16 protein-coding genes and 3 pseudogenes are annotated in these 22,264 nt (G+C 59.9%); 14 read left to right on the plus strand and 5 right to left on the minus strand.

What is annotated here, in order from left to right; all coding sequences use genetic code 11:
• Positions 1-32: 32 nt before the first annotated feature.
• The 4 genes and pseudogenes from B0G82_RS37970 to B0G82_RS41275 form a co-directional block, all read left to right on the plus strand.
• Entirely contained in the window at positions 33-1,166 is a 1,134-nt protein-coding gene (locus tag B0G82_RS37970; protein WP_116120217.1) for a substrate-binding domain-containing protein, read from the plus strand.
• Positions 1,163-3,994, plus strand: a complete 2,832-nt coding sequence (locus B0G82_RS37975; protein WP_121311358.1) for an ATP-binding protein — start codon at positions 1,163-1,165, stop codon at positions 3,992-3,994. The genes B0G82_RS37970 and B0G82_RS37975 overlap by 4 nt, the downstream gene beginning before the upstream one ends.
• A 620-nt stretch (positions 3,995-4,614) precedes the next feature.
• Positions 4,615-5,385, plus strand: coding sequence for an IS6 family transposase (locus tag B0G82_RS37980; RefSeq protein ID WP_116120213.1), 771 nt, complete (start codon positions 4,615-4,617; stop codon positions 5,383-5,385).
• A gap of 126 nt (positions 5,386-5,511) precedes the next feature.
• Positions 5,512-5,787: pseudogene (locus B0G82_RS41275) on the plus strand (addiction module antidote protein); the annotation flags it as partial.
• 936 nt (positions 5,788-6,723) lie between these two features.
• Here the strand turns inward: B0G82_RS41275 and B0G82_RS37990 are convergent.
• Positions 6,724-6,858 carry a hypothetical protein gene (locus tag B0G82_RS37990; protein ID WP_347237587.1) on the minus strand — a complete coding sequence of 45 codons (135 nt, stop codon included), beginning with the start codon at positions 6,856-6,858 and terminating at the stop codon, positions 6,724-6,726.
• An 815-nt stretch (positions 6,859-7,673) separates the two neighbouring features.
• Between B0G82_RS37990 and B0G82_RS37995 the strand changes: the two genes are divergently transcribed.
• Positions 7,674-8,843 (plus strand): GGDEF domain-containing protein, encoded by a 1,170-nt coding sequence (locus B0G82_RS37995; RefSeq protein WP_121311361.1) that lies wholly within the window; start codon positions 7,674-7,676, stop codon positions 8,841-8,843.
• A gap of 522 nt (positions 8,844-9,365) precedes the next feature.
• On the opposite strand, the gene B0G82_RS39905 is transcribed toward B0G82_RS37995, so the two are convergent.
• Positions 9,366-9,521, minus strand: coding sequence for a hypothetical protein (locus tag B0G82_RS39905; protein ID WP_158608233.1), 156 nt, complete (start codon positions 9,519-9,521; stop codon positions 9,366-9,368).
• 415 nt (positions 9,522-9,936) lie between these two features.
• On the opposite strand from B0G82_RS39905, the gene B0G82_RS38005 reads away from it, so the two are divergent.
• From B0G82_RS38005 to B0G82_RS38040, 7 genes are all read left to right on the plus strand, one after another.
• Complete coding sequence (locus B0G82_RS38005; protein WP_121311363.1) at positions 9,937-10,365, plus strand: antitoxin Xre/MbcA/ParS toxin-binding domain-containing protein; 429 nt, start codon at positions 9,937-9,939, stop codon at positions 10,363-10,365.
• Positions 10,362-10,835, plus strand: coding sequence for an RES domain-containing protein (locus B0G82_RS38010; protein WP_121311364.1), 474 nt, complete (start codon positions 10,362-10,364; stop codon positions 10,833-10,835). Before B0G82_RS38005 ends, B0G82_RS38010 begins: the two co-directional genes overlap by 4 nt.
• 459 nt (positions 10,836-11,294) lie before the next feature.
• Positions 11,295-11,579: a type II toxin-antitoxin system Phd/YefM family antitoxin gene (locus B0G82_RS38015; RefSeq protein ID WP_121311365.1), complete on the plus strand. Its 285-nt coding sequence runs from the start codon at positions 11,295-11,297 to the stop codon at positions 11,577-11,579.
• Positions 11,579-11,920: a type II toxin-antitoxin system RelE/ParE family toxin gene (locus B0G82_RS38020; protein ID WP_121311366.1), complete on the plus strand. Its 342-nt coding sequence runs from the start codon at positions 11,579-11,581 to the stop codon at positions 11,918-11,920. The genes B0G82_RS38015 and B0G82_RS38020 overlap by 1 nt, the downstream gene beginning before the upstream one ends.
• Positions 11,921-13,061: 1,141 nt before the next feature.
• Positions 13,062-14,192: an IS110 family transposase gene (locus B0G82_RS38030; RefSeq protein ID WP_121311551.1), complete on the plus strand. Its 1,131-nt coding sequence runs from the start codon at positions 13,062-13,064 to the stop codon at positions 14,190-14,192.
• A 432-nt stretch (positions 14,193-14,624) separates the two neighbouring features.
• The gene (locus B0G82_RS38035) at positions 14,625-15,248 is read left to right on the plus strand and encodes an ATP-binding protein (RefSeq protein ID WP_277872820.1); all 624 of its coding nucleotides are present in this window, start codon (positions 14,625-14,627) and stop codon (positions 15,246-15,248) included.
• A 152-nt stretch (positions 15,249-15,400) separates the two neighbouring features.
• Positions 15,401-16,432 carry a GSU2403 family nucleotidyltransferase fold protein gene (locus B0G82_RS38040; RefSeq protein ID WP_116119962.1) on the plus strand — a complete coding sequence of 344 codons (1,032 nt, stop codon included), beginning with the start codon at positions 15,401-15,403 and terminating at the stop codon, positions 16,430-16,432.
• Positions 16,433-16,837: 405 nt separating this feature from the next.
• Here the strand turns inward: B0G82_RS38040 and istB are convergent, their stop codons facing one another.
• The 3 genes from istB to B0G82_RS38065 all read right to left on the minus strand — a co-directional run bounded on the left by istB (position 16,838) and on the right by B0G82_RS38065 (position 19,929).
• A complete protein-coding gene (gene istB / locus B0G82_RS38050) occupies positions 16,838-17,608 on the minus strand; it encodes an IS21-like element helper ATPase IstB (RefSeq protein WP_116116777.1) in 771 nt (256 codons plus the stop codon).
• Entirely contained in the window at positions 17,605-19,239 is a 1,635-nt protein-coding gene (gene istA, locus B0G82_RS38055) for an IS21 family transposase (protein ID WP_116116776.1), read from the minus strand. Before istA ends, istB begins: the two co-directional genes overlap by 4 nt.
• A 360-nt stretch (positions 19,240-19,599) precedes the next feature.
• Complete coding sequence (locus B0G82_RS38065; RefSeq protein ID WP_116119957.1) at positions 19,600-19,929, minus strand: transposase; 330 nt, start codon at positions 19,927-19,929, stop codon at positions 19,600-19,602.
• Positions 19,930-20,314: 385 nt separating this feature from the next.
• Here B0G82_RS38065 and B0G82_RS39915 point away from each other — a divergent pair.
• Positions 20,315-20,596, plus strand: a pseudogene (locus B0G82_RS39915) (MFS transporter); the annotation flags it as partial.
• A 269-nt stretch (positions 20,597-20,865) separates the two neighbouring features.
• Positions 20,866-21,318 (plus strand): annotated as a pseudogene (locus tag B0G82_RS38075) (transposase); the annotation flags it as partial.
• Between the last annotated feature and the right edge of the window lie 946 nt (positions 21,319-22,264).

A 22,264-nucleotide genomic window follows, 5' to 3' on the forward strand; every position in this document is an offset into this window, starting at 1 on the left:
AATCAACCCCGATGAGACCTTGGGGGAACGGCATGAGGGGCTTGCTTCTGGCGTGGGAATGCGTGTGTGTGCTGTCAGTTGCCGCGGCGCAGGGTCTGCCGGCTGCCCCCGTGCCCATGACTACGGTCGCCGCGAAGGACTATTTGGCCGAAGCGACTCGCGTCGTCAATGCCGCAGCGCAACCCGCGGCGCCATGGAACGGGCCGCGCACCGGGCCCCGCGCCGAGCTTCGAAAACGTGTCGCCATCGTCGCCGAGGATTTGCGCAACGGCGGCATCGTCGGCGTGACCGACGGTGTGCTGGAGGCGGCCAAGGTCATCGGCTGGAGCGTCAAGATTTTCGACGCGGGCGGCACACCGGACCTGCGCATGAAGACGCTTGCGAAAGCACTAGCAAGTCGTCCTGACGGTCTGATCATTGTCGGAGGGGACGCACGCGCGCTGCTGCCAGGACTGCGGCCGTTTGCCGAGCGGAGCATTCCGATCGTCGGCTGGCACGTCGCGGTCCAGGCCGGACCGGTGCCTGGCACGCCCGTGGCGATGAACGTGGCGACGGACCCACGCGAGGCCGCGCGCGTGACCGCGCTAGCGGCCATCGTGCAGTCAGGCGGGCATGCGGGAGTCGTCATCTTCACCGACTCCAATTTCCGGATTGCGCAAGGCAAGTCGGATGAAATGGCTGCCGTCGTGCGCACATGCCACGACTGCACGCTGCTCGAAGTGCGCGACGCGGCGATCTCGCGCAGCAAGGAACTGATGCCGGGCACGACACGCGACTTGCTCGCGCGGTATGGCAAGCGCTGGACGTATGCGCTGGCCATCAACGACATCTACTTCGACTACGCGGCCCCGGTGCTGACCCAGGCCGGTATGCCGAACGCCGCCGTCGCCATGCTGTCGGCTGGGGACGGCAGCGAGTCCGCATTTCTGCGCATCCGCACGGGCACCTTCCAGACGGGCACCGTGGCCGAGCCCCTGAATCTGCACGGCTGGCAGTTGGTCGACGAGATGAACCGGCTGTTAGCCGGGGCGCGGGTCACGGGCTACGTGGTCCCGGTGCATCTCGTGACGGCGGAGAACATCGCCGCTGACGGCGGCGATCGTCTGCTCTACGACCCGGACAACGGCTACCGGGACATCTATCGCCGCATCTGGCAACGCCCGTGAAACTTCCACGCCCCCTTTCGCTCACAGCCCAACTCACGCTGGTGGTTTCGTGCCTGGCGACTTTAGTGGTCGCGGTCGGTGCGACGACCATTTACTCGCTGGCCGGTTCGGCCCACGCGCTCCGCCAGTTGGCCGACGAGCGGTTGGCGCGCCAGGAGGATGCGCAGGACCTGGCGCAGCGTACTCTGCTGATTGAGCGCCTGGCATTGCAGTTGTCCAGTGACGAAACGGCTGACGCTGTGCGAGAGACGCATCGGCATGTCATCGAACAGTTGGGAGCGTTCGACCGTCTGGTGGACCGGCTCGCCTCCGCGACCACGAGCGATGACGTCGGTCTCGACGCGCTGGCGCTGCATCGATCGAGCCAGCGCTTTCGCAACACGGTCAACGTCGAGGCGCAAGTGCGGGAGACCGCGCTGGGTGCGGGAGCGGCGTCGGCGTCCGCAGCGCGGCCGGGCGCGTCGCTGGCCGGTCTGGACGACGATCTGCGCCGCCAGGCCGACGCCCTCGCCGCCGCGGCGCGCGACCAGGCGGATTATTTCACGCGCGATTACCGGAAGGCGGTCCAGTATCTGGCCGACAATCTGGAGCGCACGCGCAGGTGGGTGGGCGGCGAGGTGGCGGTGAGCCTGCTGCTGGCCTGGCTGATCGCCCGGGCATTCCTCGGTCGCCACGTCGTGGCGCGCCTGCGCCGGGTCAGTCACTTTCTGCGGCACGGTGATGTCGACGGCGTCCAAGCTGGCATCCCAGTTCACGGCAGCGATGAGATTGCCGATATGGCGCGCGCCGTCGAGCGGTTCCTCGAAGATCGGCGGCAGCGCAGGCAGGCCGAGGATGCGCTGAAGAAACTCAACGCCGAACTCGAGGTGCGCGTCACGCAGCGCACCGCCGAACTGAGGACCGCGCTCGCGGGCCAGAAGGCCGAAATCGTCGAACGGCAGCGTGCCGAAGAGGCTGCACGAGCAAGCGAGCACTTTCTGGACAGCATCATCGAGAACATCCCCGACGTGATCTTCGTCAAGGATGCGGCGACGCTGCGCTTCGTGCGTTTTAACAAGGCGGGAGAGCAATTGCTCGGTGCCCGGCGTGAGGAACTCATCGGCAAGTCTGTCTACGACCTGTTTCCGGCGCAGGAGGCGGATTTCTTTGCGCTCAAGGATCGTGACGTGCTCGAGTCTCGACGCCTGGTCGACGTGCCGGAGGAGCCCGTTCACACCCGTTACGGGCCACGTACGGTGCACACGATGAAGATTCCGATCCTCGACGTGCACGGAGAGCCGCAGTTCCTGCTCGGTATCTCGCGCGATATCACGGAGCAGAAGCGTGCCGACCAGGAACTGCGGCGCTACCGCGAGCATCTCGAAGATATGATCCGCGAGCGAACCGTTGAACTGGCCGTCGCCAAGGAACAGGCCGATGCGGCCAACCGGACCAAGAGCGACTTTCTTGCGCACATGAGCCACGAGGTGCGCACACCCTTGAACGGGATTCTGGGCTACGCGCAGATTCTTAAGCGCGATAAGAGCCTCGATCAACGCCAGATCGACGCGATCACGGTGATCCAGCGCAGCGGCGAACACCTGCTTGCGATCATCAACGACATCCTGGATATGGCCAAAATCGAGGCCGGCAAGATGGAGCTCAACCTCTCCGACATTCTGCTCGAGCGGTTCATCTACTTCATCGCCGAGACGATTCGGGTGAAGGCAACGGAGAAGGGCTTGGCCTTTACTTGCGAGATGGCGCCGGATCTGCCGGCGGGCGTGCGGCTCGACGAAAAACGGCTGCGCCAGGTGCTGCTCAACCTGCTCTCCAACGCCATCAAATTTACCGAAGAGGGGAGCGTGCGCCTGCGCGTCGGTTGCCTGCCGCCCATGCGGCTGCGGTTTGAAGTGCAGGACACCGGCATCGGCATAGACGAAGCGCGTCTGGAGACGATCTTCCGGCCTTTCGAGCAGGTGAGCGATGCCCAGCACCGGGTTGGAGGCACGGGGCTGGGCCTGGCCATCTGTCGCCAGCTCGTGCGCCTGATGGGTGGCGAGATCCACGTGGAGAGCCGTCGCGGCGCGGGGAGCGTCTTCTCGTTTGAACTGTTGGCTCCGGTGGTGGCGCCTCAGGCAGTTGTCGTCCCGCCCGAGTGGACGGCAAGCGGCTATAAGGGGCCGCGCAAGACCATCCTTGTCGTGGATGACATTGCGGCAAACCGCGCGGTGGCGGTCGATATGCTTGGCCAGCTCGGATTCGACATGGTGCAGGCCGGCAACGGACAGGAAGCTCTGGAGAAGGCCAAAGCATTGCGGCCGGCGCTAATCCTGATGGATATCGTCATGCCCGGGATTGACGGGCTCGAAGCCACCCGGCGCCTGCGCGAAATACCGGAGTTCCGGGATCTTCCTATCGTTGCGCTCTCCGCCGGCGCCTCGGGGAGTGATGCGGCGAGAAGTCTGGCGGCCGGTGCAAACGCCTTTCTTTCAAAACCGGTTGAGTTCAGTGCGCTGTTGTCAAAGATTGCGACCCTTCTGAGTATCGAGTGGACTAGCGAAGTTCCGCAGGCTCAAGCCACCGTAGCGGACTCAACGGCCATACACGCCGCAGATCTTTCCACGGCGAACTTGATCGGGCCGCCGCCGGGCGAGATCGAAACGCTGCACCAACTGGCGCGACTGGGCGACATGCGTGCCATCGTGGAACATGCCACACACGTAATCGGTCTTGACGAGCGCTATCGTCCTTTCGCCGACCACCTTTGCCAGCTAGCAAAGAATTACCAGTCCAAGGCAATCCTCCGCTTCGTCGAGCAATACCTGGAAAGGAGGCAAGTCCCATAACTGGGGCCGCAGACGGCGTGTCCGGAGGGCGTGACGGAAGTTGTGGTGAACGGTGGTCAGTTTGCCGCTCCGGGCAAACGTGTAGATCGGATCCAGTACAGCCGAGCCCTTCGGAGTTACGAGAGCCACATTGCGGGCGTCGATAGTCTGTATCGCGTCAGCGAAAGGCCATGAGGGAACGTTCGATGAGGCGGCAAGTTTTTTGAGGCGAGCCGAAACGGATCGACGGCACACATTTTACTGGCAGGGAGATGCGGCTCTGATTGGGCGGGCTGCACCCCCGAGCGGCGTAAGGCGTGTTCCGGGGGAGGCAGATTGCGCGTTGCGTAAATCCACCACCAAACGATCCGGAGACAAGCCGTGCGTCGTTGTCGGCCGGAGATCATGGCGCGTGTGCGTCACGCCTGGCACCGAACGCCGTTACGGTCGCGTTAAAAGCCGAAGAATGCGTGGATCCTGGCGCACTTCTACGGCCATGCTGATTTAAATGCGCACCGCGTCTTCATGAGCAGGATTCAGAATATAGTTGAAGGCAAACGGCATCAATGCACTCGGCACCTTGAGAAGGGCCGAAGTGGCGTGCGTTGGGCACTCGGTTCCGGCATCCAGCGTCCACGGCGTTGTCACGTTACCGTGGCGGTCGCGTAAGATGTCGCGATGAAAAGACGAACTCGCTCTACCACGGTCACCGCTTTCCCGCCGCAGTCATCAGTTGCGCGGTGCGTTGGTATTTCCGCTTCCAACTGAGCCTGCGCGATATTGAGGAATTGCTGTTCGAACGCGGCGTGGTGGTGAGCTACGAGACGATCCGCCGATGGTGCGACAAGTTCGGCGTGGGCTTCGCGCATCGCGTCAAGGTTGCGCGCCGCAAACCAGGCAGCACCTGGCATCTCGATGAGATGTTCGTGACGCTGCGCGGTGAGCCATACCTGCTGTGGCGGGCCGTCGATGAGCATGGTGCCGAACTCGAGATCCTGTTGCAGAAGCGGCGCGACAAGGCTGCAGCCAAACGTTTCTTCAACCGCGTACTTCGCTCATGCCCTGTGCCGCGCAAGATCGTGACCGACCAGTTGCGCAGCTACCCGGCCGCAAAGGCCGACATTCCCGAATTGGCGAACGTCAAACACGTGTTCGTTAAAGCCGCGGCGCGCGTGAACAACCGAGCGGAGAACAGCCACCAACCGACCCGCGAACGCGAGCGTCGCATGCGGGGATTTCGCGATTGCAAACGCACGCAGGCATTCCTCTCGTGTTTCGGTCCGATACGGCAGCATTTCGCGCTCAAGCGGCATCTGCTGCGGGCTTCGCTCTATCGAAAACACCTCGCGGCTCGATTCGCTGCGTGGCACGAATTCACCGACCTCACCCAGAATCCGTCGAATGCTTGCTGAGCAATGATGACCTCTGCCACCATTTCGTCTTGCTACCGGCAAGTTGACAAAGCCGTGGCGACAAGTCCACGCAGTCCGAGGACATCAAACGGGCGAAGGCTATCGCGAAAGAGCTGGAGGATTGAGATGAAAGTAAGCGAGTTGATGGAGTTCGACGCTTCGAAGTACCTGAAGGACGAAGCCGATTACCGCCTGTACCTTGCGCAAGCATTTGAGGGTGGCGATCCGGTCGAGATTCAGGCGGCACTCGGCGACGTAGCAAAGGCGCGGGGCATGACAGCACTCGCGCGCGAGTCGGGAATTGCGCGTGAGGCGCTGTACCGGGCGCTTTCCACCAAGGGCAATGCCGAGTTCGCGACGATTATGAAGGTGATTGCGGCGATGGGCCTGCACCTGACGCTGACGAAGCCCGATGAAGATTTAGACGCGAAGGTTAAGGCAAAGGCAGCACCGAAACCTGTCGCGGCGAAGAAGGTCGCGCCGGTCGCAAAGCATGGCGTCCGCGCGGCGACGAAGGCTCGTGCCAATGCTGCGGCCGGGAAGACCAAGGGCCGAACCCGAGCCAGCGGCGCGCACGCCCACGCCTGAAGCACAATCGTCCACGCAGGCCACGATCAGCCGACATCGGCATCGCAAGTTCTTTCATTCGGAACATTCAACAACGCATGGAACGCGAATACCCGTTCGGCTTGAGCTGAAGCGGAACGACTTCGCCAACGGAATTAGATCGCTGTTCACAAAGGACGAGCGAGACAGATGACTATCTGGGCTTTCGGTCAACGACGAATGGCTTACGCTGACGCGGATTTTCACAGCGTCACCGGGCAGGTGAATGTGTCTGCGATCACCCCGCGGCTGTCGACCGGCATGTCTGCGAGGCGCATTAGTTGCTTTTTCTCACGCTGCAGATCTTCTGTCAGCCTTTCAATTTGACATAATTAAAGTTGTCACGCGGACCCTAATTTTCGCGGATCGGCGCCTCTTTGTCGCCAAGATATCCGACGCCAAAAGGGTCGGATAGTTGTGGCTATCCGCCCCTTCGTTTCTGGACACGGGCGCGCTGTGGCAGCTTTACATTGAACCGAGATGGAAGCGCATCCCGGCCTGCGAGTTTGAGCCGGAGACCTTGCCGCGTCCGCTCAGTGTTTGCCGGCATCCAAATTGCCGACCGAAGCGTGACGGAGATTCTCTCTGACTGCAGGAACGCCCGCGCGCGACGTTGCCGCGGCAGGAAGTCGACGGCGCGGACGGCTTGCTGCCGTGAAGGGCAGGCTTAGCGGTTGCGCGGGGGTTTCAAGCGATCAGTCCGCAACCAACGGGGAGTCGGGCGCGCGGTGTTCAGAATCCCACACCTACGCCGACGCCCACCCCACCACCAAAGCTGCCGCCTCCGACGCCAACGCCGATGCCGGTAGCCGGTCCGTAATAGCCCGGGTCATAGCCTGGATAGCTGTCGTACGGTGGAGCGGACACGCATCCCCAAACGGTAGCTGCGAGCGCCAAGACGCCGAAAAGTCTGAGCATGATCGTCTCCCGTGCGCTAACTACGAGCAAGAGCCGATCCCGTTACGAAAGATCGGTCGGCGCTAGCGGCGGAAACCTGACGGCCTAAAGCGCTTCGGTCCACGGGGGTGGCGCCCGGCAGGGCGCAACCCGCCGGAGACGGCGCGGTCACGCCGAAGCATTGGCGTCGCGACGCGATGTGTTCTTTTTCGCCGGCAGAAGCTCTTCCTTTCGCCGGTCGCCTTCCGTGCTGCAGGGGGACGAAGTCCAACGTTCGGGTAGGTCTGTCAAGACGGGCGTCGCTCAATCGAATCGTTTGGGGCGAAAATGTACGCTGCATCTTTCACGCGGAAAACTGCCGTAGACGTTGCCCATACCCAGTTCCCATCGAAAAGCAATTTCCCAAGTCTTTGCTTAAAATGGCTTTTTGAAGCAAACCCCCAGAAATGGCACGAAAAGGACGAACGCCCCGCGTTAAGCGCCGTTCGGTCGCCTGAACCCCGCGGCGCGAACGTGATCCAGATCGAAAACCCCGCGGCGCGGAGGCGTTTTGGCGATCTCGCCGAGGCCTAAAGTTTAAAAGTCGAGTGCCGATAACCACTGATAACCGATAGTGAGCTTATCGACTTCCACCAGCCGCTCAGGGACCCAAGCTCCACTGCCAGATATCTCCCGGGACCGCAGTCAGCCCCCGCGATTGCTCGGCGCTTCGGCACGCAAGCTTTCGACACGAAAAACGTCACCCGATCAAAGAATTCGATACTTCGCGCACCGACGATCAGATTATGCCCACGTTTGACTTGCGTACCGTCCTGTTGATGGCGTCTGTTATGCCCGGACTGATGGCGCTAGTAATGTTTGCCATAGGAAGATCATTCCCCCGGAACATCCGCGGCGTAGCGCAATGGGCGCAGGGTTCCCTTGTTTTTTCCGCTGCTGCGTTTCTGATGGCGCTGCGCGACGCGCTCCCGGATTGGCTCTCCGTTGTCGGCGGCAATATATGCATGGTTGGCAGCATAGGACTCTGGCTCATTGGCAGCCAGCGCTACCTCGGTCGAGGACCATTGATTCGCTTCGTCTCAGGGATGGTTCTGCTCGACGCGCTCGGCCTTAGCTGGATGACATATATCGACGCCAATCCTTACGGGCGTTCCATGTGTACAAATGTCATTCTTGCAGTGCTTTTTACTCTTTTAGCCTATGAATTGCTGCGGTTTGGACGGAAAGACAGCGGTGCGAGGGTCGTTGGATTCATGTTCGCCGTTGAGACGCTCATAACCTTAACGAGGATCGTGACATCGCTAGAACCAGGCTCTGCGCATGAAGGCTTGTACGCGCATGATCTGGTGCAATTGATCTATCTGAGCAGTGGTGCATTCATGTCGCTCACCATAACGGTGGGATTCATGCTCACCGCAGTAAATAGACTTCGAATTCACCTCGAGCAACTTTCCCACATCGATCCGCTCACTGGCCTCCTCAATCGCCGGGCTCTTTTGGACGCCCACAGGATCGCGCAAGGAACACCTCGCCGCAGAGGATCATACCTCGCACTCCTCCTGATCGACCTGGACCATTTCAAAAGCATCAACGACATGTACGGCCACTTGATGGGTGACGCCGTCCTGATCGACTTCGCCAGACGGGCTGCTCTCGCGCTACCTCAGGAAGCTCATTTTGCACGCTGGGGCGGAGAGGAATTCGCGGTGTTGTTTCCATGCGGGACGGTCGATGAACCACTGAGTCTCGCCCGCGAACTGCAGGCGCAAATCGGGTGCAAGGACGGTTCAGCTTTGCCTTCGTACACCTGCAGTATCGGCATCGCTTATGTTGACGTCCCTGAAGCGACTATTGAACGACTATTGAAGCAAGCAGACGGCGCTCTGTATCTTGCGAAACGCAATGGTCGTAATCGGGTGGAAGTCGGAGCCGAATTCGTCGCCGAGGGGACTTGACGACTCTCCAATGAGGCACGGCCGGTCCAACTTCTCGCGTTTCCGCCGCACCCCCAAAGCGGACATTTGAATTGGCTTTGACAAATTCGCAATCCTATGTTTACCAAGCCGAAGGGGTTTCAATTTGTGCAGGAGGCTGCTGCACAAATTCTGGATTCGGCCATGCCTTCAGGTTGCGCGGTGACAATTTGCGCAAAGCGGGGAGGGCTGGCTTGCGCTGGATCAGTGTGGCGACACGCTCCTTTAAGTTTCTGATGATCGAAACGTCGAAGGGGACGATTGCCTGTCTCCCGAGGCCACCATGAAGCGTCTCGAATTGACGATTGGTGACCTGCCAAGGTGTTGGATGCCGTGGACATGGAGGCTGACTGATCGCTGGAGGAGACTGAGCAGGCGTCAACTCCGTCACCATCGCCTGGCGTGTGAATCCGAAATCAGTAGCTCAAACCCGCCAGTTCTCTTCGGAGCCTGGCGGGTTTTCTTTGCCTGCGGGGCGCGGGCTACATACAGCGGTGGAGTCGCTCAGCCGTTCAGTTGCGACTCGACGTTCAGGACGATCCGTGCAACCGGGTTGTTGTCTGCGGATTGCGGCGCGAACTTGATCTGGGCGAAGGTGACGATACCGAGAGCGACGACCAGGAGTGCTCCAGACGCGGCGATGCGGGGAAGGTATTTCACAGGGACCTCACTTTGATGATGTAGACAGAAGCTGGGCGTAGCTGACAGGCGTGGCGATTCACCTTCATCAGCGGCATGTCTGTCCGCAACCCGGCAACGCCGGACGCGGTCGTCAGATCGCACTTGCCGATCGGGCCGAGATTGTGCAGTGCACTATAAATGATTTATCCATGTGCCCGGTGCGACATTCTGTCGCGAGCGGATGCTTAATTGCTTGAGCGTTTCGTGTATAAAAGATTTCTGTAGGCCGTAACGTGCCGTGATGCTACGCGGGCGATTCTCGCAGGCACGGACGATGTCGAAGTGACCGCCTCGGCAGTCTCCCCGCTGGACCCCGCTAGATCGAAGATGGGTTTGCGGACGGTATCAATTGCGCTATCATTAGGCATCAACTGATACTTTAGTCGGGAGTCGCATGTCACTGATCACGCCTGAAGCAGTGGCCGCGGTGATGGAACTGCGGCAGGTCCCGCACACGCTCGCGGAACTCGAGGCACTTGTCCGCGACGGCCTGCCCAAGTCCGCGCTGCGCGCGGGCGTCGAACATGCGACGCGGGGTGCCGACGCCCGGCGTGCGCTACTTGCGCGCATCATCCCCGAAGCGACCTATAAGCGGCGTCGCGATCGGCTGACGCCCGACGAATCGGAAAAAACTGAGCGGCTGGCCAGGATCGTCGCGACGACGGCCTACGTCTGGAACGACGAAGAGGACGCGCGGGAATTCCTGTCGACGCCGCACCCGGAGCTCGAAGGGCGGGCGCCGCTCGATGTTGCGCTGACCGAGCTCGGCGCGCGCCGGGTCGAAGAGCTGCTCTGGAAACTGTTTTACGGGTTGCCGGCGTGAAGTTGTTTCGAATCGCCGACACTCGACACACGGTCTGGAGTGGCACCGGCGCGATGCTGGTGGGCGGCCGCTTCAATAGCCCGGGGCGACCGGTCATCTACGCCGCGTCGACCTTCGCCGGTGCGATGCTCGAGGTTCTTGTTCATGCGCGCATCGGCAAGGTACCGAAGACACACGGATGGGTTGAAGCAGCGGTTCCCGACGATATTCGCGTCGAACGCCATTCGGCCGAATCGTTGCCGGGGGGATGGGATGCGCCAGCACTGCAGGTGGCAAGGGTGTTCGGCAACGCCTGGCTGACCGAGTCGCGTACCGCGCTCCTGATCGTACCTTCCGTCGTGGTCCGTGCAGAGTTCAACGTGCTGGTCAATCCCGCACACCCCGACGCGACGCGGATTGCCGTGACCGAGCCGCAACCCGTGGTGTGGGACGAACGCCTCTTTGTGATGCCGTCGGTCGGACACTCCTAGATCATGATGGTGGTCGGCTAGCCTCGTCTCGACGCTTTGCTCCTCGAGGGAGATGACCAGGGCGTCGCTTCTGGTTTAGTTCGCACTCGCTGCTCGCAATGGCCAGTGCAGCGCCGTCTTATATTTTCCTTGTCTGGTTGCAGAGCCGACACGGCTGTCAGTTTTTGTCAATCGCTCTGACAATTTGACATAACATAATGATCACTTTTCGTGAACTTTTTAGTTATTTCCCATTATTCGTTGCAACCCGATTGTCTGCAGTCCGCCACTTGAACAAGTATGGTTGGCCCGCGCTGCATCGCCCATGACCCACGAGGCGGGCGAAGCAGGGTAGGCTGCAGCGTATTTTTGTGGGCCGGCAATCGACCCGATGACAGAGCATCCCTAATTTACGACTTTGCATAAAACTGAATTTAGTCTATATTCGGTCTAGAAGAGGCTGCAGCCGGAGGATCAAACATGCGCCTGGCAGACCACGTAAAGCCAATTAGCTATCTGAAAAGCGACGCAGCGCAGATCGTCAAGGATTTGACGGCTTCTGGCGAGCCGCTGCTGATCACGCAGAATGGCGAAGCGAAGCTCGTCGTTCAGGACGTGCAAAGCTATGAGGACACCCAGCAGACGCTGGCGCTGCTCAAAATTCTGGCCTTGGGCCAGAAGCACATCGAGCAGGGAAAATTCAAGGATGCCGACGAGTTTCTCGCCGAACTCGACGACCTTGATCGGAAGGAGCAAATCCGCTGATGGGGCAGACGAAGTTCAGGCTCCTGGTTCTCGACGAGGCGCAGGAGGATACGAAGGATCTGCGCCGCTACATCCTCAAAAGCTTCGGTGCTCAGACGTGGAAGCAAACGTCCGCGGAATTGGCCGTCACGTTTGACAATATCAGGCAGTTCCCGCAGAGCGGTTATGTCCCGGCGGAGCTTTCAGATTTCGGCGGTCTGAATTTCCGGGAAACGTTGAGCGGCCACAATCGGGTTATATATGAGGTGCGCGACAACACGATTTACATTCATGTCGTCGCCGACACGCGCCGTGATCTGCGAACGCTTCTTCAGAAACGACTATTGCGTTCTCGGTGGTAGATCCAGCCTTATTGGTGTCGTCACGCTGTAGTGCCGGACCATTCGCCAGTTGGTGGCGCTCGCGTGGTCCCGGGAAAGCTCACCGTAACGAGGAATGCTGATTTTCAGTACGCAACTAGTCAGTATGACTCCGCGAGGTAGAGGCTGGCCCGCCGGGAGGACTCAAACGCGGGTTAGTATTTCTGCCAGAGCCGCACGGTGTGGGCAGGGCCACACCCGGCGATATCCATCACGGAGGCCGGCGGGTAGCAGCAACGCATTGCTGCGTCGCCGCCCCCTAAGAACGCAGCGTGCGACTTTCACCGCACTGCGCTCAAGCACAGCGTTAAGTGTCGTCCAGACACCGACCATGTTGACTACACATGGACTTCGCATACGTCTCATCGTTGATTCACCGTATTGCAAGGCGAGAGGCGCCGAACCGCAGTGATACCGGTCTCTTCCAGGCTTCCTCTCGTCGAATCTCAGACGATGGCATACGACAGCTGCACCATGCGGAAGTGGGCACCCTTTCAGGTCAGGGCAAATCTTGAACCCTTATGCGGCCCATTACAGGCCGCCGTTCGCTTTTTCCGCAATCCCATGCCCGCTCCCCCAACAGCTTTCCTTGCGGATTGCCTGCCTTCATACCGGTTCACTGGAATGAAGGCGAGAAATCGGGTTTACCACGTTCCCATCCTTGCCGACCCACGTCGGTGGGCCTATCCGGTTAGCACCTGCCTGTTCCCCGATGGCGCTTCGACGACGTACTTCCACACGCTAAGGAAGTAACCGGCCATTCACCTTTTGGTTCAAGCCTATCAGCAGCTTTGGCTTGTCCGTTTTTTCGAGGATTCGAGCGGCAATTCACTTACGTTGTGCGTTCGGAACTTGCCTAGCCTTCACACCGCGTTGCTGCTTGCAGTGTCGGCCCCCTCGTCACCGAGATGAGCCGTCATTCGAAAAGTACATTGTCCCAAGAGCTTCACACCCGACAGTTACCCATCGCGCATGTCCTGGTAGGCAACTGCTGGTCGTACAGCAGGTCACAGCTCTGCCGCAAATAGCAATGGCGGCGGAGTGCGACAAGACAGGGAGGAGCTTTGCCATCCAATACCTCAACCGGTTTACGTCCGGCAGACGGCGACACGTGTCGCAAAGCGTGGAAAACGATAGCACACTGTACGTAGGGCTCGACGTTCACAAGGATTCGATCACGGTTGCCTATGCGCTGGGCACAGGCGAGGTCGAACTGCTCGGCAAGATTGGCACGACGAAGACGGATATTGATCGCCTCTGTAAGCGCCTGCAATCGAAGGCGCGGTACATCCGTATCGTCTACGAGGCGGGCCCGTGCGGCTATGGACTTTACCGTCAGCTCCTGGCGAAGGGAATCGACTGCATGGTGTGCGCGCCGTCGCTGATTCCGAAGAAGCCGGGCGATCGGATCAAGACTGACCGGCGTGATGCGATCAAGCTGGTGCGGTCGCTGCGCGCTGGCGACCTGTCAGCGGTGTACGTGCCAAGCGTGGAAGACGAAGCATTCCGCGATCTGGCTCGTGCGTGGGTCAGCGCCAAGGACGATCTGAAGCGTGCGCGGCAACGGCTGAAGGCCTTTCTGCTCTTGCATGGCGTGCGCTATGCCGGCCGCGCCGACTGGGGATCTGCGCACCGGCGCTGGCTCAGCGCCTATGCTTTCGACAGCGTCTGGCAGCAACTGGCGTTCGAGGAGTATCGGCGCACGATCGAGGATCGCCTGGCGCAATGCGACCGGCTGGAGGCCGCGTTGCGCGAGGCTGTCGTCAACTGGCGATTCTATCCTGCCGTGCTGGGCCTGCAGACGATGCGCGGCGTGCAGTTCACCACGGCAGTGGGCATGCTCGCCGAGCTCGGCGATCTGTCACGCTTCGCCCACCCGCGCCAGTTGATGGCCTGGCTGGGAGTGACGCCGTCCGAACACTCGTCGGGCGACAAGCGCCGTCAGGGCAGCATCACCAAGAACGGCAACAGCTATGCAAGAAAGCTGCTGGTGGAAGCGGCCTGGAGCTACCAGCACCCGGCCCGCGTGAGTCCCGAAATCCAGCGCCGCCACGAAGGCATCCCCAAGCCCATCGTTGACCGCGCCTGGGACGCGCAGATGCGCCTGTGCCGGCGCTACCGGAAGCTCGTCGCGCGCGGCAAGCAGAAGAATATTGCGGTGGTCGCGGTCGCTCGCGAACTCGCCGGTTTCATCTGGGACATCAGCCAGCTCGCCATGTCGCTCTCCGTACGGCCCGAGGTGCACATGGCGTGACCTAACCCTTAAGCAACACGTAAATCAACCTCACCACCCGAGCAAGAGTTTCCTGAAGGCGGCGTAGCCCGGCACCCGAGCAACCCGCGAGACGGTTAGGCAACGGATTTGATTCGACTTGCGGCACTAGATAGCGGCAGGCTCGCTGGGCGGACTTCTGTAATGCGGTAACCAACCCGCGGATATCAGCATGATCCACCGTCGAGATTTACTGCTACGTCGCCCTCAGGAAATTCAGATGGCAGATCAAAACCCAAAACCGATCCCCTCTTGACAAGCGGAGTCATATCAACCGTCTATCCGACTGCGTACACCACAAACACAAACCCGTCTACAACACAACGGGCACGTGAAAAATAACGGGCACGTATATCGCTTGGCGGACATCGATCACGGATACCTGGTGAGGCTGGACCGTTGCGTCATTGACGATTGCGCTGCTTTCAACTTCTGCTCATCGAACGCCGCTACAAGCTCTCCGGCCTCGAGGAGAAACTCACACTCGCCGAATTCGACTGGGGCTTCAATCCCAAAGGGCCTCGCCAGGCCTGCTTCCAGCTGCACACACTGAAGTTCATCGCCGCCGGCGACAACGCGCTGATCATCGGCAAACCAGGCACCGGCAAATCGCACGTTGCGAAGGCCGTCGCCTACCAGGCCGTCCTGCAGGGCCACAAGGTGCAGTATCTTGAGACCGACGACTTCTTTAACCGTTACGCACTAAGCCCGACTACCCAGCGCGAAGCCCGCCTGCGGGCCATCCTTGAGAGCGACCTGCTGGTGCTGGACGACCTGTTCCTGTCGCGTACGATTCCCGACGCCGCTGGCGCGCTTCTGCAAACCCTGATCCACCAACGCTACAAACTGCATCGCAGCATTCTCGTCACGTCCAACCGCGTTGTGCAGGATTGGGGCGCATACCTGGGCGACAACACGATGAGCACCACGATCCTCGACCGGCTCATGCATCACTGCCATCTGCTCGAGTTCGATGGCCGCAGCTATCGCCTTAAAGAGGCCGCCGAAACGCTTGCACGAAAACCAAAAACCAGCTAAACAAAAACCTTAGTCCTGCTTCACACAGGGTGGAGGAATTTACGCGACCATAAGTGGGGAGTTTCAACTGACCGTCCGGGTAAAAATGCCTCTTTTCGTTTTCTATACGCTTATACCTTATAATCCAAAGATAGGGTATAAATGTCAGGTTCATGTTGATCTTTCATAACGAAGCACTTCAGACGCTTTATTCATCGGTCACCGAGCGCGCAAGCACGCAGGGGGCCGTCCCACTTCATTCTCCTGGTTCGGCGTCGCGAAAGACCGTCGACGGGAAGGCATACGTCTACTGGCGGGTTTATCTGGCGTCCGGCAAGCACAAGGAAACGTCGTTGGGTCGGGATGGCGAGCCGGCGACTGATGCGGCACTCGAGACCAGGATACTTGATAGCACGGAGATGCGAGCCGTTGCAGCTGACGTCCAGCTGTTGCGTAAAGCAGGCTTTGCTGCAGCCGATAACTCTTCGGCACTGACCATCGCAACGCTCTACAACGCAGGGATATTCAGTCACGGCGGCGTGCTTGTCGGTTCGCATGCATTCGGCGCGCTTCTGAATAGTCTGGGTGTTCGTTTGCCAGCCAACTACAAGACCGAGGACATAGACATCGGAAGTGCTGGCTCGATTTCGCTAGCGATTCCGGAAAACCGTAGCTTCCTCGACATCCTCCGCGACAGTAGCATTTCATTTCTCGAAGTACCCGAGCTGGACTCACGTCGACCGTCGACATCGTTCAAGGCGCGGGGACAGCCTCTGAAGGTAGACCTGCTCGTTCCGGGCACTGACGCGTATGAGGTCAGGCCGCTGCCGCATATACGCGCACATGCGACTGGACTTCCGTACTTCAGATACCTCGTGTCGGACTCAACTCGCGGCTTTGTTCTGGGTAAGGAGCATGTCGTTCCGGTGCAGTTGCCTGACCCTGCGCGGTTCGCCCTGCACAAGCTCATCGTCAGTACGCTACGGGATCCCTCACGTGCGGTAAAGGCGGACAAGGATCGACGTCAGGCCTCTGTGCTCATTGATGCTCTGATGGAAAAATTTCCAGACTGGTTGGCAGTTGCGGTCGACCAACTGGACGAGGCCGCACGAGCGAAGGTAGCCGACGCTTCAGCACTTACGTTGAGACTCGGTCTGGATCTGTCGGAACGTACACGTGACTTCCTCGCAAATCTGGGTCGTTAGACATGTCGGGTATCAGGTAACGAGCGGAGGCGGTGACAATGTCGTGCTCGTCGGCATCGCACTTGATGCATACGGGTCGACTCAGGTACCGTTCTACATCTTCTACGGATGGCCGTCTGACAGACTCGGCATAAAACCGGTCTGGGGTGTCCATTTAACCGGAGTTAGCGATTTGCCTCCACGTGCGGCTCGGCGAAGGTCGCTCCAGGCTGGGCGGATGTCCGCGTTGCCGCGGCGGCTTTGGAGGAACGGCCTTTGGGCGCTGGGTCATAACAAGGTCTTGGTAACGAACCGGTCCATGGGCGACAGCAAGCTCCATGGCCCGATAGCCCGGATGGTCACTTCAAACTCCCCCACTTGTGGTCGCGCAAACTCCTCCACCCGGCAGCAGGACAAGATTGTTTTTTAGCTCGCTTTGGTTTTGCGCGCAAGAGTTTCAGCAGCCTCCTTCAGCCGGTAACTTCGGCCGTCGAATTCAAGCGAGTGACAGTGGTGCATGAGTCGGTCGAGAATGGTGCTGCTCATGGTGTTATCGCCGAGGTAGGCGCCCCAGTCCTGAACGACGCGGTTGGACGTGACCATGGTGCTGCGGCGTAGTTTGTATCGTTGATGGACGAGGGTCTGCAGCAGCGCACCAGCGGCATCTGGAATCGATCGCGACAGGAACAGGTCGTCCAGAACTAGCAGATCGCAGTCGAGAATGGTGCGCAGGCGTTTCTCCTGCTGCTCGGGCTCGCTGAGATTGAAGCGGGCGAAGAAGTCGTCGGTTTCGAGATACTGTACTTTGTAGCCTTGCATCACCGCCTGATTCGCGACGGCCTTCGCGATGTGCGATTTGCCAGTGCCGGGTTTGCCGATGAGAAGTGCGTTCTCGCCAGCAGAAACGAACTTCAGCGTTCGCAACTCCAGACAGGCCTGCCGAGGGAGTTTTGGATTGAATGTCCAGTCAAACTCGGCGAACGTGAGCTTCTCGTCGAGGCCCGACTGTTTATGCCGACGATCGATCAGCCGGGACTGACGACGATCCAGTTCGTCCTGCAGAATGATCGAGAAGGTTTCGATGAACGGTTGATTTGCCGCCTGTGCCTGCAGTATGCGGGTCTCCAGCGTGTCGCGCACGCCGGACAGGTGGAGCTGTTTGAGCGAACGCTCGATTTCTGGCATCGACATGGTCATTCGTTGGTCTCTCCGTTGTTCAACGACAATGGGTTGAGTTGCTGTCGTGCGCCGAGGCTGAACAGCTCACCGTATTCGGCAGCTGGACGGATTAGCGCGTGATTCTGGGTAAGAGGCAAAGCGACCTGGGGCGCCTGATCAAGCTGTTCCAGTGCCTGCTCGAACAGTCGCTCGACCAGCTTGCGAACCTGTTTGTAGGATTGGAGGCGGTACTGCAGTGCCTGGCTGCAGGCTTGCTCGACGATGCGGGCCGGGTATCTCTTTGCCAGACCGACGATGCCCCACATGCCCCGCTGGCCAACGCGTCCCTGGGCTTCAAACATTCGCTGGCAAAGTGCCTTCGTTTGCGGACCGATGTCGCCTGCGGCTGAGAGCAGGAAGGCGGTTTGCCGGGACGGATTGAACGGACGCTCGTCCTCGGGCAGTAGCAATTGACCGGGCTCCGTGAAACGCGGGTGGATGCGTAACAGCGCTTGTGTCTGTCGATCCCGAACTTCAATGGTTGAATCGAAGACGCGCACCAGCACCGTGCTGCCGATTGCGGCGGGACGGGCTGCGTACCAGCTATGGTCGATCCGGACGGTCGTATCGTCGGAGACAGTGCGAACGACCTGCTTGAAGTAACGGAATGCAGTCAGCGGCAATGCTCGGAGGTGCGGCTTCTCCTCCTCGAACATCGACTCGACCTGGCGGCGAGCGCGCCCATGCAGGCGCTTTGACGCCCAGTTCGCCTCCCAGCGCACAAGGAACGCGTTCTGCTCTTCGATAGAATCGAAACTCCGGCCGCGCAGCGCGGTGCCTTGCGTATGCTGGATCGCGTTCTCAACCGTACCCTTCCGGTTCGGATCGCGGACGCGTGCAGGATCGGCGATCACGCCATAGTGATCGAGCATCGCAGCGTAAAGATGATTGATCTCCGGCTCGTACAGGTCCGGTGTGATAACCCCTTCCTTGAGGTTATCGAGGACGACGTAATGAACACAACCACCGAAATAGCGGAACGCTTCTTCGTGCAGTCGCGCCCACACCTCCTGCCCGGATTTCCAGACAACCCGCCGGAAACTGTGGCGCGAATAACGCAACGTCATCACAAATAGCCGCGGTCGCCGATAACGTCCAGTCTTTGGATCGCGGGTCGGAGCGCCCTCGCCATAGTCGACCTGGGCCTCCTCGCCGGGCAGGAAATCGAGCCGGTCGAATTGCTCGGGATCGACGTGTCGCAGCGCGCGCACGAACCGTTTGACGCTCTCGTAACTCGCAGCGAACGAAAACTCGTCGACCAGATCCTGGTAAATTGCCTGAGCGTTTCGCTGCAGGCGGACCTGCTCTTCGATCCATTGCCGGTGAGGCTCGCACAACGAGCGGGCAAAATCGAAGTTATGTGTCCCGGCCGGTGCGACCTCAAAAGCCGGTGGTCGCGGGGGTGGAGGAGTTTGATCTGGTGGCCTCGAGCCGATGGTCACCGCAGTGGGGGAATTTGCGGACGCGCTTGCGCGTGCAGCGAAGATCGCCATGTAACGGCGGATCGTCTTGCGGTCGATTCCAGTGATCCGATGAATCTCGCGCTGGCTCTTGTTGAGTTCCAGCAACGTGAACACCGTACTTTGCTGATGCGGCTTCAAGACGTTCAACTCCCACCTCCCGGGCTGGCCAAGGAGGTAAAAATAACGTCCGGCTACGCGGTGCGATCGGCGACGTCGGTCTGCTCAGATCGGACCGCAAGGTGGGGGAGTTTGAAGTGACCACGCCCGGAGGAATTTGGGTGACCGCCCGGGATAGAACAGCATCCCTCGGCTACGTGAGCGGCGGCGGTTGAAACGGAACACGAACTCGTCCAGATAGCTGGGCAAGTGTGCAGAATCCGCCGCTCCCTGGTGGGTGCCCAGTAGCCATCGTTTTGCGAGTTTGCGCGGGACGCTATTCGATGCACACCTGGCAGAACTTCTCCGGGGTCTCCGCCCCGCGTTGACGCGGCCCGCTGGCTACGGCGGTCATGAATGTACCCATTCTTCTCCAAACCACCGGTAACCCTGCCAGGCATCGGTGATGACCGTCGCCCCCGGCTCATCGCTATCCAACACGAAGGAGCGAAGCGATTCTGAGGAGGCATCCGCCACGGGCGCCATTCGACAGCGTCCGAATCCCTTCGGCTCCAGGATCTCGATCGCGATACACGTCAGGATCTTCTTCCCTTTGGCACGGCCTCCCGAAAGTCCGGATTCTTTGTTTCCGATGTAGGTTTCGTCCACCTCGACTGTCCCGCAAAGGCGCTCCCGATCGGGGCGAACCAGAACAGACCGCAGGCGATGAAGAATAGCCACACCGTCTGGTAGGAGCCGATCTCCAGGGTCCGCTTCAAACTCAGCGCGGAGATCCCATCTTCAGCGGTAGCAAAATGCCAACAGACCGAAAACCAAACCGTGAGCGGAGTACGTGTCCGGTCAAAGCTGGTGCCAGCCATCACTGATGTGCGGCTACCGCATCCAGTACACATGAACCAGTTGTCCCCAAGCCACCATCCTGCGTGATGCCCACAGGACGGGCAGACGAAGCCGCAAGGCCATCGCAGCCATTGTAGTCCAGGCAGTCTGCATCAGTCGGGAACCAGGCCTGAAACTCCCCACGGGACTTAGGGGAGTGGATGCTGGCGTGAGCGCGTTCCATTGCCCCAGTCTACGCTTAACTCCGGTTAAATGGACACCCCATAAACCGGTAATCGCCGGCCGCCTCCTGGTGTTCGCGATCGGCAGTTTCATCGCGGCAATCGGACATTCAATGACCTGGATAGTCATCGGCCGGGTTGTTCAGGGCGTTGGTGAAGTTTCATCCGCAGTACTGGCGCTGCCAGCTGATCTGGCCAGGGAGGAAAATCGTACCAAGGCGATGGCGGTGGTGGGCCGCAGTATCGGCTTGTCGTTTTCGATTGGGATCATTGGCGCGCCAGTTGCGTTCCGGTGGGTTGGTATGAGTGGACTTTTCACGATCATTGTCCAGGGAATGGGTGCTGAAACAGCGGGAAAGGCAGAGAAGGCGTGCGCCCCCGAAAGGGCACGGAAGAAGCGCGTTTCTGTTTTGGTCGCCGACCGGCCCGCGACTTAAGGAACCGGCTGGAAGTGCCGCTTGCCGGTGTTGACCCCAAGCGCGGAAGCGTTCTTTCTTGTGCTCTTCGTCGAAGTGGGCAAGAGACGGCTTGACCAGATCGCTGCGCGAGACAGTGCCGACTTGCAAGGTCTCGGAGTCCATGACTACGGGCAAGCGTTCGAGAGGTCGACGACGAGCTAGCCCGCGAACTCGCTGACAACGAGCTCGGTCAGCGGCTTCTCTCGATTCCCGGTGTCGGCCCCATCACCGCGAGCGTACTTGCCGCCGAAATGGGAGACGGCAGGCAGTATTCAAGCAGCCGAGACTTCGCGGCATCGGTCGGGCTCGTACCCCGGCAATACAGCACGGGCGGCCGCACGCACCTGCTGGGGATCAGCAAGAGGGGCGACAGGAACATCCGCAGACTTCTCGTCCAGTGCGCGCGCACCTATATGCACAGGGTTATCAAGCAGACTGGCCCTCTGGCCGATTGGGTCCGTTCGATGCTAGCCAGGAGGCATTCCAATATAGTCGCGTGCGCATTAGCGAACAAATTCGCGCGCATCGCGTGCGCGCTATCGACGCGGAACGCCTTGTTCAACCCGACTGGAAGCGCGCTAGAAACGTGATGCCTTTAGTTCGAATCGTGCCTCACCTGGATCCACCTACCTGGCTTTGCGACTGTTGAACTCTGATGACGTGAACGGCACACCCGGCCTGACGGACAACCTGTGGAAAATATCGGCTTACCGAAGCCGACGTGCTTTTTAGGACCGTCAGGCGCGAATCTCATCGTGGCGCGGGGAGCGATCCCCACAACGACGCCGAATAGATTTACGCAAGCCAACCACCTCACCACTTCAAATTGCAAAAACGGGGGCGATCATAGATTATTTTCCGTTTTCTCAAGCGATCTCAAAAAACTTCAATGCTGCGTGTAAAAGCCGGCCGGCATTTCGCCGTTACGTCCTTTACGACCGTGGCGTGATGCGCACTCGGAGTTGCAGATCTGGCCGGCCTCGAGGCGGCAATGCCGTGATGGTCAAGGTGAAACGTTGCGGCGCGAAGTGCGCGTGCCACGACGGTTGTACTGGTTTTTCCAGTGGGAATGCCGGTTGCTGCGCCAACAGCGTGGATCAGGTCCGCAACGTAAGGCACGATTCTGGCCATGCGTTTGGTAGCGACTCCAAAACAGCGGGAGACAGACAGTGAACACGAGAACACAGACATTGTTAGCTGCAGCGTTTTTGATCACAGTGTCCGCGCTATGCAGCGGGTGTAACCGTTCCAACGATTCGACAAGCGATCACTCCCCGAGCAGTATGCAAGCAGCTAGCGGTCCGCAAGTCGCGGCGCCCGCTACCGCCGCGAGCGATCACGCCGCAGGCGCAAGCCAGTAGGTCCCGGTTCGTTGCACCGAGAGGCGCGCATATGGGCATCTAGCCCTAAGGGTAACTGATCGAATGAAGGGATCTTCGAACCGTCGCGCCGGCGTCAACACCAGGCTCGGTGCGGGGCGCTCAGGGCGCGTTTGCTATGCAACCGCGAAGCGCGCGCGTCTGCATTTCCTTGCGG

The organism is Paraburkholderia sp. BL17N1 (assembly GCF_003634175.1).
Lineage (GTDB): Bacteria > Pseudomonadota > Gammaproteobacteria > Burkholderiales > Burkholderiaceae > Paraburkholderia.

What these genes read in the sequence shown, in the direction of transcription:
- B0G82_RS37970 (WP_116120217.1), top strand. Translation starts at nt 33, where the DNA reads ATGAGGGGCTTGCTTCTGGCGTGGGAATGCGTGTGTGTGCTGTCAGTT.
- B0G82_RS37995 (WP_121311361.1), top strand. Translation starts at nt 7,674, where the DNA reads ATGCCCACGTTTGACTTGCGTACCGTCCTGTTGATGGCGTCTGTTATG.
- B0G82_RS38005 (WP_121311363.1), top strand. Translation starts at nt 9,937, where the DNA reads ATGTCACTGATCACGCCTGAAGCAGTGGCCGCGGTGATGGAACTGCGG.
- B0G82_RS38015 (WP_121311365.1), top strand. Translation starts at nt 11,295, where the DNA reads ATGCGCCTGGCAGACCACGTAAAGCCAATTAGCTATCTGAAAAGCGAC.
- B0G82_RS38020 (WP_121311366.1), top strand. Translation starts at nt 11,579, where the DNA reads ATGGGGCAGACGAAGTTCAGGCTCCTGGTTCTCGACGAGGCGCAGGAG.
- B0G82_RS38040 (WP_116119962.1), top strand. Translation starts at nt 15,401, where the DNA reads ATGTTGATCTTTCATAACGAAGCACTTCAGACGCTTTATTCATCGGTC.
- istB (WP_116116777.1), bottom strand. Translation starts at nt 17,608, where the DNA reads ATGACCATGTCGATGCCAGAAATCGAGCGTTCGCTCAAACAGCTCCAC.